This window comes from Chitiniphilus eburneus, from assembly GCF_005048205.1.
In the GTDB taxonomy this organism is placed as follows: Bacteria; Pseudomonadota; Gammaproteobacteria; order Burkholderiales; family Chitinibacteraceae; genus Chitiniphilus; species Chitiniphilus eburneus.
This window is the reverse complement of record NZ_SUMF01000017.1, coordinates 38,810-53,887: the sequence shown is the minus strand read 5'-3', so window position 1 is coordinate 53,887 and position 15,078 is coordinate 38,810. Positions and strand designations below refer to the sequence as shown.

Here is a 15,078-nt window from a genome sequence, read left to right as displayed (position 1 = left end):
CGGTGTTTTTTTAACCCTGCACCTTGAACCACGGGCACGGAGAAACGGAGTTTCACAGAGAAAACCCGACCAGCCTTCCGGGTTTCTCTGTGTACCGCTGCGCTCACCGTCGTCTGTGATTCAAGGTGCAGGGTTTCACAACCCCAGCCCCCAAAGGACTCCCCCCATGACTACCAGCCCCTTTCTCCGTATCAACGGCCGCGACGAGATTGTCGGCGCGGATCTGCCGGTGCGGCGCAGCCTGCCGCACCGCGAGCGCAGGGCCATCGGGCCGTTCGTGTTCTTCGATCACATGGGGCCGGCGCGGCTGGGGCCGGGCAAGGGCGTGGACGTGCCGCCGCACCCGCATATCGGGCTGGCGACGGTGACCTTTCTGTTCGACGGTGAGATGGTGCACCGGGACAGCCTCGGCACCGAGCTGACCATCACGCCGGGCGATGTGAACCTGATGACGGCGGGGCACGGTATCGTCCACAGCGAACGCAGCCCCGCCGTGCGCGAGGGCGAACGCGGCATGCACGGCCTGCAAACCTGGCTGGCATTGCCGGTGCCGGTGGAAGACGGTGCATCCGACTTCCGCCACTACCCCGCCGCGCAACTGCCGGTGCTGCGGCAGGGTGGCGCCACCGTGCGGCTACTGATTGGCGAGCTGTTCGGTGCGGTGTCGCCGGTCGCCACGGCCAGCCCCACGCTCTACGCCGTGGTGGAGTTGCCCGCCGGTGGCAGCCTCACCCTGCCGGCCGACGACGCCGAGCGCGGTGTCTATCCGGTGGACGGCCCACTCACGCTGGATGGCGAAACCTTCGCCGCGCGCGAACTGGCGGTGCTGCCCCAAGGGGCCACTGTCACGGTCGGCGCCGATACGCCGGTGCGCTTCGCCCTGTTCGGCGGCGCCCCGCTGGATGGCCCGCGCGCAATGTGGTGGAACTTCGTCGCCAGCGACCGCGCCCTGATCGACACCGCCGCCGCCGACTGGGAGGCGGGCCGCCGCTTCGGCGATGTCCCGAACGAAACCGAACGGCTGCCGTTGCCGGCGACGCGGCCGCGGCAGGGGTAGGTAGGTTGGCACCCCGCCCCCTCATCCCGGGTAGAATGCCGCGATTCTTTTGTCTGGCAGCGTCATGCATACCTTTCTCTGGCACGACTACGAAACCTTTGGCGTCGTTCCGCGCCGTGATCGTCCCGCCCAGTTTGCGGCGATCCGTACCGATCATGAACTGAACGAGATCGGTCAGCCGCTGGAGCTGTTCTGCCAGCCGACACCCGACTGGCTGCCCGATCCGCAGTCGTGCCTGATCACCGGCATCACGCCGCAGGCGGCGCTGGCGCGCGGAATTCCGGAGTACCAGTTCGCGCAGCAGGTGCTGGCGGAATTCTCGCAGCCCGGCACCGTCGGCGTGGGTTACAACTCGATCCGTTTCGACGATGAAGTCACGCGCTTCCTGTTCTGGCGCAACCTGCTCGATCCCTACGCGCGCGAATGGCAGAACGACTGCGGCCGCTGGGATCTGCTCGATACGGTGCGCACGGCATTCGCGCTGCGCCCGGAAGGCATCGAGTGGCCGATCAACGACGAAGGCAAGCACAGCTTTCGCCTGGAACACCTGACCGCCGCCAACGGACTGGCGCACGAGGCCGCGCACGACGCCGTGTCGGACGTGCGCGCCACCATCGCGCTGGCGCGGCTGATCCGCCAACGCCAGCCGCGCTTGTTCGACTTCTGCCTCAGCCTGCGCAAGAAGGAAAAGGTGCAGGCCGAGATCGGCACCACGCCGCGCCCGCTGCTGCACGTTTCAGGCATGTTCGGGGTGGAACGCGGCTGCATCGCGCTGGTGTGGCCGCTGGGCTGGCACCCGCAGAACAAGAACGAGCTGATCGTGTGGGACCTGGCCGCCGACCCGGCCGAGCTGTTCGACCTGGATGCCGCCACCCTCCGCCAGCGCATGTTCACCCGCAGCGCCGAGCTGCCCGAAGGCGTGACGCGGCTGCCGGTGAAGACCATCCACATCAACAAATCGCCGATCGTGATCGGCAACCTGAAAACACTGCCGGCGGCGCGCGCCGCGCACTGGGGCATCGACCTGGACACCGCGTTGCGCCACGCCGCCACATTGCAGGCAGGGCCGGACCTGGCCGGGCTGTGGCGCGAGGTGTACCAGCGCGAGCCATTCGGCCCGTGCGATGTGGACGAAGACCTCTACGGCGGCTTCCTCTCCAACAACGACCGTCGCACGCTGGCGCGGCTGACCACGCTGGACGGTGCCACGCTGGCGCGCGAGCGCCCCAGCTTCGACGATGGCCGGCTGGAGGAACTTGCCTTCCGCTACCGCGCGCGCAACTTCCCCGCCTCGCTGTCGGAGCAGGAAGGCGAACGCTGGGCGCAGCTACGCGCGGCGCGGTTGTTCGAAGGCCGCGACGGTTATCTGTCGCTGGAAGCGTATTGCGAGCGCATCGACGAACTGGCCGAGACCGCCGACGCCCGCGCCGAGGCCATCCTGGCGGAGCTCTACGAATACGCCGACATGGTGACGCCCGACTATGGTTGAGCCCACCGCGCCCAATACCTCGCCATCCACCGGGCAACCGGATGCCGGTAACGCCCTGCCCGTCCCGGTGCCCGGCAAGCCGGTGAAGGGCACTTTCAGCCTGGTTCTCGCCCTGCTGCCTTTTCCGCTGTTCCTGGCCGATGGTGTATTGCTGGCACCGATCTGCGTGGTGGCGGCGCTGGTTCTCGGCCACCTTGCCCGACGTGCGCCCCCCAATACACTGGATCGCGAGCTGGGGCTGGTGGGGCTGATCATCGGCTATGCCAGCCTGATCCCTGTCGCGGCCGCCCTGGTCTGGCTGGTGGCGATGATTTCCGGCACCAGCAACTGGCACTAGCCCGCCATGGTTGAATCAGGACAAAACAAGAAGCCCGGCAATGCCGGGCTTCTTGTTGGTCCGGAGAACCGCCCCTTACGGCGTGTTGCTCAGTTCCATCGTGGTCTTGGTGTCGTCATCGGACTTCGCCACCAGCACCTTCACATTGTTCGGCACCAGCGCGCCGATCCCGTCGGCCGGGACCACCAGCAGCAGCCAGTCGGCATTCGCCGGCAGGTCGGTGGTGGCGCTGAAGATCACGTTCTGCGTACCGGCCTCGGTAATGCGGATCTGATAGGTCTGGCCTTCCATTTCCTCCGAGTCGCTGCCCGAATCCGGCTTGGCGGTCTTGTACGGCACTGCGACGAAGCGCGCGGTCTGCGTGGCGAGATCGACACCCGGATCGGTCAGGTAGACATCGACGTTCTGCGCGTTGAACGCGGCGTTCACCACGCGCACGCGGGCGTTGTCGCTGGTGATGCCCTTGTTGTACGGATCGTCGATCAGCAGCAGGTCGGCCTTGCCGTCGCCAATCAGCGCCACGCTGGTGTATTTGTGGCCGCGCTGCGCGTCGAAGGCGTTGCTGCCGAGGGTCGTGGCACCATCCACGGTCTTCAGATCGAGCGCGGCGTTGCCTTCACCGATGTCGTAGTACTTGGAGGCGTACTTGTAGCCCACGTCGGTGGCATCCGCTTCGACATTGCCGTTGCGGTAGAGCGTGACGTTGGGGCCAGCCGGCACGGCGTGGACGAAGCGCAGCTTGGGATCGGCGATGTTCAGGCGATCGTCCAGATCGTCGTCGCTGCCGCCACACGCGGAAAGCACGGATACCGTGGCCGTCGCCAGCAGCAATAGTTTCAGCAGTTTCATGGGGGGTACCTTTGTAGTGTGTTGAGCCATCTGTCTCGCCGCGCACGGGTCGCGAGTGGCTCGAAAGTACCCCCTGGCCCTGCCGCTTACAGCCGGTGTCGGGCGGATACGGATGTCGGCAATCACTTACAAACACACTCGTATGTCATATTGCTGCCGCAATCCCGTCATGCGCGCGGCGCACGACGCAGGCAATAACCGGTTATTGGCAAGGAGTGCAACGCGGTGGATGGTGTTTTTTCGGCCCAGCCCTACGGGTTCGGTACATTTCGGGCGCCGCGCGGCGTCGCCGGCCGCTTGCGGTATCCATACCGCAGCGCGTCCAGCGCCTTGCACGGCATCCCGAACTGCACCGAACGCTGTCGTGAAACATTGGATGACACGCCCTAGAATGGCGCGGATCGACCTTCGCAACCCCGTCTGAGGATCGCGGCCCCCCATGCTCTCTTGGCGACCTCCACCATGAACGCCCCGCTTGCCGTCACCGGCCGTCATTTCCATCGCGGCTACGCCCTGCCCGTGTCGGTGGGCGATCAGCCCCCGGAGCCCGCCCACGCCGATGCGCCGCGCTTCATCGTCGCGATCGCCCATGCCGGCGCCGCGACGCTGATGCTCGACGGGCAGCGCCTGCTGTGGAACGCGCCAGCCGCGCTGCTGCTGGACGAACGCACCCGCCCCACATTCGACCAGACGCAGGGGCTGGCAGTGCGTTCGGTGTACTTCGATCCGGCCATCGTCAACTCGGCCTTCAGCGCGGCGACACTGCGCCAGACCGTGTTCGACGGCACCGCCTTGCAGGATTTCTATCTGCTGCAACCGCTGCTCGCGGCCGATCCCGCGCGGCGGGTACTGCGGCTGTCGCCATCGCAGGCGCAGCACCTGGAGCGGCTGCTGGCGCGCATCGCCGACGAGGCCGAGACCCAGCGCGACGACAACTGGCCATGCCGCACCCGCTCCTGGCTGTTCGAACTGCTGTTCAGCCTGCGCGCCGCCGACCATGCCGCCACGCTGGCGCTACCCGCGCGTACCGACCGCCTGGACGAAGCGCTGCTGCGTGTCCACGCGTGCTACCAGAGCCGCTTCACCGTTGCCGAACTGGCGCGCTGGTGCGGCAGCAACCGCACCACGTTGAACGACCACTTCCGCAAACTGACCGGCGCCAGCGTGCGCGACTACGTGATCCGCCTGCGGATCGACACCGCCGCCACGCTGCTGCGCGACACCCTGCTGCCGGTGACCGAGATCATGGCCCGTGTCGGCTACGAAAACCCCAGCCACTTCACCCGCACCTTCCGCCAACTGACCGGCCTGACCCCGAGCGCCTACCGGGCACGGCACGGGTGGATGTAGGGGAGCGTGTGCCGGGAAGGGCAAACCACCCCTCCCCAACCGCTGTCATTCCGCACAGTCCCGCTGTCATTGCGCGCTGCCTGAGGGTGGGCGTGCTCCGTATCGTGGGGGCACCCATCGAAAGGAGGCCGCCATGCGCAAGGAACTGCAACTGATCGTCATCGCTTTCACCGCCACCTGTGCCAGCCTGGCCTGGGGCGCGCGCAAACCGAAGCCGCCGTCGCAACCGGTGGCGCAAACGACGCCGGCCCCGGCATTCGAGCGGGTGGATTTCACCAGCGAGGACGGCGTGAAACTGGCCGGGCGACGCTTCGGCGCGCCGGGCGGGGTCTGGGTGATCCTGTCGCATCAGTACAACCGCGACCAGACAAGCTGGGAAAACTTCGCCACCCATCTGGCCGGAGTGGGCTACACGGTGCTGACCTATGATTTCCGGGGGTATGGCGATTCGGGCGGCAAGCAGGATATCGCCCACATCGACCGCGATCTCGGCGCCGCCGTGGCCTATGCCCGGGCCAACGGCGCCACGGCGCTGGCGCTGATTGGCGCCAGCATGGGCGGCATCGCCACGGTGCCGGTGGCGGCGGCAACCAAGCCGCAGGCCATCGTGCTGCTGACGGTGGGGCCGTCGTTCAACGGGCTGGTGGCGGGCGACGACAACCTGAAGGCTATCGCCGCACCCAAGCTGTTCGTCGGCGCCAGGTACGACTTCGCCATGGAAGACACCCGGCGCATGGCCGAAACCGCGGCCGAGCCCAAGGAGCTGATCGTCTCCAAGGGCGGCGGCCACGGCACCGACCTGTTCGGGGCCGGCGACGGCGATGCGATCGAACAGCAGATCACGGCCTTCATTCAACGGACGATACCCTTGCCATGAAACGATTGCTGGTTGCCACGCTGCTGTCCCCCACCCTGGCCTGGGCGGCGGACGCGCTTTACTTCGACGATTTCTCCCAACCCAGCCGCGCCGCCTTGCAGGCGGACGGCTGGGTGCTGCGCGACGGCAAGGGCTTTCCGGGTGTGCCCGCAGCCCAATGGTGGGTGGAGGGCATCACGCTGCGCGACGATCCCGCCGCGCCCGGCAACCGGCTGCTGGCACTGGCCGCCGAGACCGATGGCAGCGGCGGCAGCACGCGCCAGGCGCAGCTATGCCACCAGCGCCACTACCTGGACGGCACCTACGCGGTGCGCATCCACTTCACCGATCAGCCGGTCAGCGGGCCGAATGGCGACGAAGTGGTGCAGACCTTCTACACGCTGGGCGCCTGGGGCGAGCCGTTCTACAGCGAGTTCGACCACGAATACCTGCCCAACGGCGGCTGGGGCCACGTGGGCCCCACGCTGACACTCAACAAATGGGAAAGCCGGCCGTTCCCACCCGGCGGCGAGCCGATTGCGGTGTCGGGCAAGGTAGCCGGCAGCTTCGCCGGCTGGCATACGTTGGTGCTGCATGCCAGGGCCGGCGAACTGCGTTTCTTCGTCGACGGTAAACCGGCGGTGACCCACACCCGCAACGGCCAGCCGCCGGTGCTGATGTCGATGAATTTCAATCTGTGGTTCGTCGCCGACCACCTCGCCCCCAGCCGGGCCCCGCGCCGCTGGGAACAGGAGGTGGACTGGGTGCTGCACGTGGCCGACCAGTGGTGGAGCACCGAGCAAGTGAGCCGCCACGTCGCTGAGTGGCGCAAGGCCGGGCAACGGCGGCTGGATACGATGAAGCCCAAGCCGCCAGTGCCGCCTTCACTGTGCGAATTGTGACGGCTGTAAAGCCACTGCAAACCCTAAATCTCGAAACACGGAGAACACGGAGATTCACAGAGAAAACCGGGGTCAATCAGGGCCGCTCGTAAAAATGGCTTTTCAAGCCAGGGGCGCTTCGTCCCGGATAAAGCAGCCTGCCCGCTCAAGCCTTTCTCCGTGAAACTCTGTGTTTCAAGGTTTGGGGTTTGACTTACGTTACGCCAGCCACATCACTGCCTCCCACGGCCGCAGATGCAACTCGGCGCCCAGCGCGGGCGTATCGGGATGGTTGGCGATCAGCACGCGCGCGTTGCCCGCGGCGGCCAGTGTGCCCAGGGACGGAAGGGTATCCCCCACCGTTTCGCCGCTGAAATTGCACGCCACCACCAGCGTGGCGTTTGGGGTGCGGCGCAGGTAGACCCATAGCGCGGAGTGGTCTGGAGTCAGGCACAGGTAGTCGCCATCGACCAGCACCGGATGCTGCTTGCGCAGCGCGATCAGGCGGCGATAGTGGTGCAGTACCGAATCGGGGTCGTCGCGTTGCGCGGCGACGTTGACCTCGCGCCAGTTCGGCGCCAGTTCGATCCACGGCGCCTCGCCGGAAAACCCCGCGTGTTCGCTGGCATCCCATTGCATCGGGGTGCGTGCGTTGTCGCGCGATTTCTGGCGGATCGCCGCCATCACCTCGGCCTCCGGCACGCCGCCGGCCAGCAACAGCCGGTGTGCGTTCAGCGTTTCCACGTCGCGGTATTGCGTGATCTCGGCGAAATCCGGGTTGGTCATGCCGATCTCTTCGCCCTGGTACACATAGGGCGTGCCTTGCAGGCCGTGCAGCGCGGTGGCCAGCAGCTTGGCCGATTGCACGCGGTACGCGCCCGCGTCGCCAAAGCGGCTGAGCACGCGCGGCTGGTCATGGTTGCACCAGAAAATCGCGTTCCAGCCGCCGCCGGCATGCATGCCCTCCTGCCAGGTGGAGAGGATGCGCTTGAGCGCGATGAAGTCGTAGCGCGCCGCCACCCATTTGTGACCGTCCGGGTAATCCACCTTGAGGTGGTGGAAGTTGAAGGTCATCGATAGTTCGTGCTGGTCCGGGTGGGAGTAGCGGATGCAGTGCGCCAGCGAGGTGGACGACATCTCGCCCACGGTCAGCACGTCGCGCCCGGCGAACACTTCGCGGTGCATCTGTTGCAGGTGGTCGTGCACGTGCGGGCCGTCGGTGTAGAAGCGGCGGCCATCGCTGTCGTCGTCGGGGAAATCGGCGGGCTTGCTGATCAGGTTGATCACGTCCAGCCGGAAGCCGCGCACGCCTTTGTCCAGCCAGAACCGCATCATGTCGAATACCGCCTGTCGCAGCGGTGGGTGATCCCAGTTGAGATCGGCCTGGCTGGTGTCGAACAGGTGCAGGTAGTACTGCCCCGCCAGTGGGTCGTATTCCCACGCCGATCCGCCGAATTTGGACTGCCAGGTGTTCGGCGCGTCGCGCCAGAGGTAGAAATCGCGCCACGGGTTGTCGCGGCTTTGCCGCGCGGCCTGGAACCAGGCGTGCTCGGTGGAGGTGTGGTTGACCACGATGTCCAGCATCACTCCCATGCCTCGCCGTCCGGCCTCGGTCACCAGCCGTTCGAAGTCGGCCATGTCGCCGTAACGCGGATCGATGGCGCGGTAGTCCGCGACGTCGTAGCCGTTGTCGCGCTGGGGCGAGACGTAGATGGGGGTCAGCCAGAGCCAGTCCACACCCAGCCAGTGCAGGTAGTCGAGCCTGGCCGTCACCCCCGCCAGATCGCCCGTGGCCTGGCCGTGGGCGCTACAGAAGCTTTTGGGGTAGATCTGGTAGACGACGCTTTGCTTCCAGTCGGGGGTCATGGGGGGCTCCTGGGGTTTGCCTGCGGCGGCGGTGGCAACTTCAACTTCAATGGCAACTGCAACGTCCAAGGCTTTAACCGCCTAGCGCCTGCGGCGCGGCTGCTTGACGCCCTTAGCGGCCGGGCGGGCCGGTTCATTTCTTTTGCGTGGCCAAAAGAAACGAACCAAAGAAAAGGCCACCCGCGTTTGCGCCCCTCCGGGGTGCCCTACGTCGGTCGGGAGCCTAAGGTCTCCCTCCACTCCTCGGCGCCACGTAACGGGGGGAAAGACCGTTGAATGCCAGCGCAAATTGGAAAAGGCCAATACGGCTTGTATGCCTACGGGTAACAAAACCGCCATTCCTAACCCGCCTGCCTTCGCACACGTCACCCCTTCCTTTCAAGGGGAGGGGCCGGGGGTGAGGATGGTTTGCCCGGGGCCCCTCAGCAGCGCCGAGTAGAGGACAAGCGGGGCGGGGTTTCGGCGAGGACTGTCTGAGGGCGCTTGCGCCCGAGTTTCGCAGCCGCCGACCCGATTGTCCGGCGCGAGGGCACCCGTAGGGCGCGTATGCGGGGCGGCCTTTTCTTTGGTTCGTTTCTTTTGGCCGCGCAAAAGAAATGAACCCGCCCGCACGGCGGCAGAGGGCGTCAAGCATCCGCGCCGCAAGGCGCTCTGCGTTTAAAGCCTTTGAAATCGCCGTTGCAGTTGCAGTTGCAGGTTGAAGGTGCAATGCCAACGGCACCTCCCCCCTCAACAACTCGCCCCCACCGCCACCGGATCCACCACCTCCAGCCGCCGATACCGCTTCGACAACAACCACGTCAGCACGAACGGCACCACCAGCACGATCGCCACAGCCACCAGATAGATCGGAATCTGCGCCGGCACTACCGAGATCACGGCCGGCAGGCCGCCCACGCCGATGGCGCTGGCCTCCACATGGTGCAGCGACACCAGCGTCGTCGCCACCGCCGAGCCGATCAGCGCGGCGTAGAACGGGAACTTGAAACGCAGGTTCACCCCGAACAGCGCCGGTTCGGCGATACCGAAATAGGCCGAGACAGCCGAAGTCCAGTCCATGCCGCGCTCGTTGCCGTGCTTGGCCACCCACGCCATCCCCAGCGCCGCACTGCCCTGCGCCACATTGCACAGCGCGATCATCGGCCAGATGAAAGTGCCGCCCTGATGGGCGATCAGTTGCAGGTCGGCGGCGAGGAACATGTGGTGCATGCCGGTAGCCACCAGCGGCGCGTAGAGCAGGCCGAACAGCAGGCCACCGAGCAATGGCATGGTGTCGAACAACCAGACGATGGCCTGGGCGATGCCGGCGCCGGCGTGGCGCGTCAGCGGACCGATCACCGCCAGCGCCAACACCCCGCTGATCACCAGCGTGGTGATCGGCACCACCAGCATCTGCGTGCTGGCGGGCACGTGGGCGCGTAGCCAGATTTCCACCCGGCTCATCACCCAGGCAGTGACCAGCATCGGCAGGATCTGCCCCTGGTAACCCACCTGCTCCACCTGGAACAGGCCGAAGATATCGAAGTACGGAATCTGCACGCCATTCAGCCCGGCGGCGGCGCGACCATAGTGCGAGGCGTTGAGCAGTTCGGGGTGCACCAGCATCAGGCCCAGCACCAGCCCCAGCAGTTCGCTGCCGCCAAAGCGCCGCGCGCCGGACCAGCCCACCAGCGCCGGCAGGAACACGAACGACGTACTCGCCATCAGGCTGATCATGTGCCACAGGCCATCGAAACGCGGCATGGCGGTCAGCACGCTCTGCCCCGGGAAGAACAGCCCGCGCACCGCCAGCAGGTTGTTGATGCCCATCAGCAGGCCGGCGGCGACGATGGCGGGCAGGATCGGCACGAACACGTCGGCGAATACCCGCACGATGCGTTGCGGCGCCTGCAACGAGCGCGAACCGATATCGCGGATTTTCGGCTCCACCGGCGGGGAGGGCGCCTCCACGCGGGCGGCGCCGATCAGTTCGGTCAGTTCGGCATGGACTTTCTCCACTTCGCCCGAACCGATCACCACCTGAAATACCCCGCTGTTGCTGAACGCGCCTTTCACCAGCGGCACATCACGCAGCGCGTCGGGCTGGGCGCGCGCTTCGTCGCGCAGCACGATGCGCAGCCGCGTGATGCAATGCGTCAGTTGTTCGACGTTCTCGGCGCCTCCGATCAGCGCCAGGATATCGCCCGCGATCTTGCGGTGGTCATCGGCCATGGTGGTCCTTGTACGGGTGTCGATGCGGGGCGGTAAAAGCGCCTGGGCCCGCACCCAGGCCATCGTCCAGCCCGGCGCGCGGCCTTCTTCCCGCTTTCCTCTCAGAGATAACACGCGGCAATCGCCTTGCCGCTGGGAATGATGCCGTTGCCGGTGGTGCCCCGGCGCCGACAAGCGGCTTGTGATGGATCGCGGGCGGGTCTAGCATCCCCAGGCTCTCTCCATTCCGCCACCCGCCATGCGCCTGCTGCCCCCGTTGTCCTGGTTCCGCCACGCCCCCGTCAGCGTGGCGCTGATCGCCGCCAATGTCCTGGTGTTCCTGGTCCAGCTCGCGCTGGGCGTGCCGCTGCTGGGGCCGGATAGTGCCGGGCTGGTGCAGTGGGGCGCCAATACCCATGGCCTGACGCTGGCCGGCGAGCCCTGGCGGCTGCTGACCAGCATGTTCCTGCACATCGGCGTGATCCATCTGCTGGTGAACATGTACTCGCTGGCAATCATGGGACCGCTGGTGGAGCGCGAGCTGGGCGCGCCGCGTTTCGCGGCGCTGTACCTGGCCGCCGGCATCGCGGGCGGCATGGCCAGCACGCTGTGGAACGCCAATACGCTGAGTGCCGGCGCATCCGGCGCGATCATGGGGCTGGCCGGCGCCTACTTCGCGCTGCTGCTCGCCACCCGCCGCCATGGCGGACCCGGCCACGCGGCGGCGCTACGGCAGATCGCGCAGGTGATCGTGCTCAACGTCGGCCTGGGGCTGGCCATCGACGGCATCGACAATGCCTGCCACCTGGGCGGTCTGGCCGGGGGCGCGGTGGTGACATGGGGCTATGTCCTGACGGCGCGTCGCCGGCCGGTGGCGGCCTGGACCGTTGCCTGGCTGCTCCTGGTGTCTGGCGCCCAGTACGGGCTGCTGCGCTGGCAATCGCCCGATACGCTCTGGTACGAGCGCGTGCTGCACGACAGCGTTGCCACGGTGGAGCGCTACAGCGATTTCGATACCTGGTGGCGCGATACGCCGCCCGCCAGACGCAACGACGCGTTGTCACAGGCCGTTGCCGCCTGGCAGGCATGCGTCGATACACAACGGCGCGCGGCACAGCGCGCCCTGCCCCCCGCCGATCAGCAACTGGCCAGCCACCTGGGCACATACTGCAACCTGCGGCTGGCACAGTACCGGGTGAATCAGGCCAACTGGTCCGGCAGCGGCTACCTGGTGACCGACTGGCGCTATCGCCTGCAAGCGGATCAGACGTGGCACGCGGTGGCACCGCGCCTGAGCCAGCGGCTGGCGCCGCCCCCGGCGGGAACCGCCCCATGACGGGTACATTTTGGCGTGCCGGGCCTCCGGCCTGCGCCGCGCGCCTTCACTGCGCGCGCCAAACCGGCTAAAGTCCACCCAGCCGAACATTCGTTCACCATTCATGGACCTCGCCACCCTCGCCCCCGGTATCCAGAGCCGCCTGACCAAGCTGGGCATCCATCGCCCGTTCGACCTCGTGCTGCATCTGCCGCTGCGCTACGAGGACGAAACCCATCTGCTCGCCATCGCCGATGCGCCGGTGGGCTGCGCGGTGCTGGTCGAAGGCGAGGTGCAGACCTGCGAAACGATGTTCCGCCCCAAGAAGCAACTGGTGGCGCGCGTGGCGGATGCCACCGGCATGCTGGTGGTGCGGCTGATCAATTTCTATCCCAATCAGGCGCAGCAACTGGCGGTGGGCAAGCAGGTGCGGCTGTACGGCGAAATCCGGCGTGGCTTCTGGGGTGATGAGATGGTGCACCCCAAGATCAAGAGCGTCGGCGCGCATAACCAGCTCAGCGAGGCGCTGACGCCGGTCTACCCCACCACCGCCGGCCTGCCGCAGGCCACGCTGACCAAGCTGATCGGCCGGGCGCTGCGCGCCTGCCCGCTCAGCGACACGCTGCCCCCGGTGATGCTGGACGCCTACGGCCTGCCCGACTTTGCCGGCAGTGTGGCGCTGCTGCACGCGCCCACGCCCGACATTCCCAACGTGATGCTGGAACACCGTACCCACCCGGCGTGGCGACGGCTGAAATTCGACGAGCTGCTGGCACAGCAGCTCAGCCTGCGCATGGCGCGCGCCGCGCGCCGCGAGAAGAATGCCCCGCGCATCGCGCCCGAAGGCCGGGTGGCGGCGCGGCTGGTGGCCAGCCTGCCGTTCAAGCTGACCCAGGCGCAGAACCGCGTGTTGCTCGATATCGCACGCGATCTGGCACAGCCGCACCCGATGCAGCGGCTGTTGCAGGGCGACGTCGGCTCCGGCAAGACCATCGTCGCCGCCATCGCCGCCTGCCATGCCATCGAATGCGGTTATCAAGTGGCGTTGCTGGCGCCGACCGAAATCCTGGCCGAACAGCATTTTCGCAAGCTGTCCACGTGGCTGGCGCCGCTCGATATCAAGGTGGCGTGGCTGGCCGGCTCGCTCAAGGCCAGGCAGAAGCGCGCCGCCTTGGAGGATGCCGCGCTCGGCACCGCGCCGCTGGTGGTCGGCACCCATGCCATCTTCCAGAACCAGGTGGAGTTCAAGAACCTGGGGCTGGTGATCGTGGATGAGCAGCACCGTTTCGGCGTGGCGCAGCGGCTGGCGTTGCGCGCCAAGGGCCAGAGCCCGCACCAGTTGATGATGAGCGCCACCCCCATCCCGCGCACGCTGGCGATGAGCTTCTACGCCGACCTGGACGTGAGCGTGATCGATGAGCTGCCACCTGGACGCACGCCCATCGTCACCAAGCTGATCAGCGATGCGCGGCGCGATGAGGTGATCACCCGCATCGCCGCCAAGGTGGCCGAAGGGCGGCAGGTGTACTGGGTGTGCCCGCTGATCGAGGAGTCGGAGGCGCTGCAATTGCAGACCGCCGTCGATACCCATGCGCAGCTCTCCGAAGAACTGGAAGGCATCGCCGTCGGCTTGCTGCACGGCAAGATGAAGCCCGACGACAAGGCGGCGGTGATGGCCGAGTTCATCGCCAATCGCATCCAGGTGCTGGTCGCCACCACGGTGATCGAAGTGGGCGTGGATGTGCCCAACGCCAGCCTGATGGTGATCGAGCACGCCGAGCGCATGGGGCTGGCGCAGTTGCACCAGTTGCGCGGCCGCGTCGGCCGGGGGGCGCACGCCAGCCTGTGCGTGCTGCTGTATACCGGCCCGCTGGGCGATACCGCCAAGGAACGCCTGCGAGTGATCTACGAGAACACCGACGGCTTTGTCATCGCGCAGGAGGACCTGCGCATCCGCGGACCGGGCGAACTGGCGGGCGTGCGCCAGTCCGGCGTGCCGATGCTGCGCTTTGCCGATCTGGAAGCCGACGCCGATCTGGTGGAGGCCGCGCGCGAGGCAGCCGAAGCGCTGTTGGCCGACAACCGCCCCGCCGCCATCGCCCACCTGGATCGATGGTTGCCCGGTCGCGAGGCATTGCTGCGGGTCTAGGGTGTGCCATCAACCGGCGTTTCGCGCCGATTGTCACCACTTGGCGACCAACGGCGGTGGATAGCTCGCCAACAGCCGGCGTCAGTGAGCAAAAGCCGCCCGGAAAGGCTTAAGATTCAAGTACTAATCTGCTCGGCTACCACGTATGTTGATCGCCAGCACCGGACCCTCCTCGATGCAAACCACGGGTTATTCGGGCCTGGGGACGTCGTCGTACTCGACGACCGGCCTGAGCGCCGGTGGCGCGCACCAGGCCGGCGAGCCGTTGAGCGAGGAGGAACAGGCCTATATCCGCCAGCTGGGGGATATCGATCGCAAGGTGCGCGCCCACGAACAGGCGCATATGGCGGCCGGCAGCGGGCTGACCCAGGGCGGCCCCAGCTATAGCCTGAAGACCGGCCCGGACGGCAAGCAGTACGCCGTGGCGGGCGAAGTGCGCATCGATGTCTCGCCCGGCCGCACGCCCGAGGAAACCATCCGCAAGGCACGCGCCATCCAGGCCGCCGCGCTGGCCCCCGCCGATCCGTCCGGCCCCGACCAGAGCATTGCCGCGCAGGCCCGGGCCATGGAGCAGCGTGCCCAGGCGGAGCTTGCCAGCCAGAGCGGCACGCAGCGCCAACTGTCCAGCGCGTATTCCCAGGATGAAGCCATGCCGTTCAGTGCCTTCGCCGCGCAGGCGTAAGCCACGACGGCCGTGACATGCAGGCACCCGCACCTCGGCGGGGCGCCGCTTCCCACC

12 protein-coding genes are annotated in these 15,078 nt (G+C 67.0%); 9 read left to right on the top strand and 3 right to left on the bottom strand.

The features are described from left to right. The first annotated feature begins 166 nt into the window (after nt 1-166). From FAZ21_RS13870 to FAZ21_RS13860, 3 genes are all read left to right on the top strand, one after another. Nucleotides 167-1,057, top strand: a complete 891-nt coding sequence (locus FAZ21_RS13870) for a pirin family protein (RefSeq protein WP_136774038.1) — start codon at nt 167-169, stop codon at nt 1,055-1,057. Nucleotides 1,058-1,121: 64 nt separating this feature from the next. Continuing rightward, complete coding sequence (gene sbcB / locus FAZ21_RS13865) at nt 1,122-2,546, top strand: exodeoxyribonuclease I (protein WP_136774037.1); 1,425 nt, start codon at nt 1,122-1,124, stop codon at nt 2,544-2,546. Further along, nucleotides 2,539-2,883 (top strand): hypothetical protein, encoded by a 345-nt coding sequence (locus FAZ21_RS13860; protein WP_136774036.1) that lies wholly within the window; start codon nt 2,539-2,541, stop codon nt 2,881-2,883. Before sbcB ends, FAZ21_RS13860 begins: the two co-directional genes overlap by 8 nt. A 75-nt stretch (nt 2,884-2,958) precedes the next feature. Here FAZ21_RS13860 and FAZ21_RS13855 read toward each other — a convergent pair whose 3' ends face one another. Beyond that, nucleotides 2,959-3,732 (bottom strand): DUF4397 domain-containing protein, encoded by a 774-nt coding sequence (locus tag FAZ21_RS13855; protein ID WP_136774035.1) that lies wholly within the window; start codon nt 3,730-3,732, stop codon nt 2,959-2,961. A 462-nt stretch (nt 3,733-4,194) separates the two neighbouring features. On the opposite strand from FAZ21_RS13855, the gene FAZ21_RS13850 reads away from it, so the two are divergent. From FAZ21_RS13850 to FAZ21_RS13840, 3 genes are all read left to right on the top strand, one after another. Further along, on the top strand, nt 4,195-5,082 hold the full coding sequence (locus FAZ21_RS13850; protein ID WP_136774034.1) for an AraC family transcriptional regulator: 888 nt from the start codon (nt 4,195-4,197) through the stop codon (nt 5,080-5,082). Between the two features lie 133 nt (nt 5,083-5,215). Further along, on the top strand, nt 5,216-5,959 hold the full coding sequence (locus FAZ21_RS13845) for an alpha/beta hydrolase (RefSeq protein WP_136774033.1): 744 nt from the start codon (nt 5,216-5,218) through the stop codon (nt 5,957-5,959). After that, complete coding sequence (locus FAZ21_RS13840) at nt 5,956-6,840, top strand: glycoside hydrolase family 16 protein (protein ID WP_136774032.1); 885 nt, start codon at nt 5,956-5,958, stop codon at nt 6,838-6,840. Before FAZ21_RS13845 ends, FAZ21_RS13840 begins: the two co-directional genes overlap by 4 nt. A gap of 198 nt (nt 6,841-7,038) precedes the next feature. On the opposite strand, the gene treC is transcribed toward FAZ21_RS13840, so the two are convergent. Beyond that, a complete protein-coding gene (treC, locus tag FAZ21_RS13835) occupies nt 7,039-8,685 on the bottom strand; it encodes an alpha,alpha-phosphotrehalase (protein WP_136774031.1) in 1,647 nt (548 codons plus the stop codon). A gap of 729 nt (nt 8,686-9,414) precedes the next feature. Continuing rightward, a complete protein-coding gene (gene treB / locus FAZ21_RS13830) occupies nt 9,415-10,896 on the bottom strand; it encodes a PTS trehalose transporter subunit IIBC (protein ID WP_136774030.1) in 1,482 nt (493 codons plus the stop codon). A gap of 238 nt (nt 10,897-11,134) precedes the next feature. Between treB and FAZ21_RS13825 the strand changes: the two genes are divergently transcribed. The 3 genes from FAZ21_RS13825 to FAZ21_RS13815 all read left to right on the top strand — a co-directional run bounded on the left by FAZ21_RS13825 (nt 11,135) and on the right by FAZ21_RS13815 (nt 15,021). Beyond that, the gene (locus FAZ21_RS13825; protein ID WP_136774029.1) at nt 11,135-12,211 is read left to right on the top strand and encodes a rhomboid family intramembrane serine protease; all 1,077 of its coding nucleotides are present in this window, start codon (nt 11,135-11,137) and stop codon (nt 12,209-12,211) included. A gap of 49 nt (nt 12,212-12,260) precedes the next feature. After that, the gene (gene recG / locus FAZ21_RS13820) at nt 12,261-14,339 is read left to right on the top strand and encodes an ATP-dependent DNA helicase RecG (RefSeq protein ID WP_281279780.1); all 2,079 of its coding nucleotides are present in this window, start codon (nt 12,261-12,263) and stop codon (nt 14,337-14,339) included. Between the two features lie 175 nt (nt 14,340-14,514). Then, entirely contained in the window at nt 14,515-15,021 is a 507-nt protein-coding gene (locus tag FAZ21_RS13815) for a putative metalloprotease CJM1_0395 family protein (protein WP_136774027.1), read from the top strand. Nucleotides 15,022-15,078: the final 57 nt, after the last annotated feature.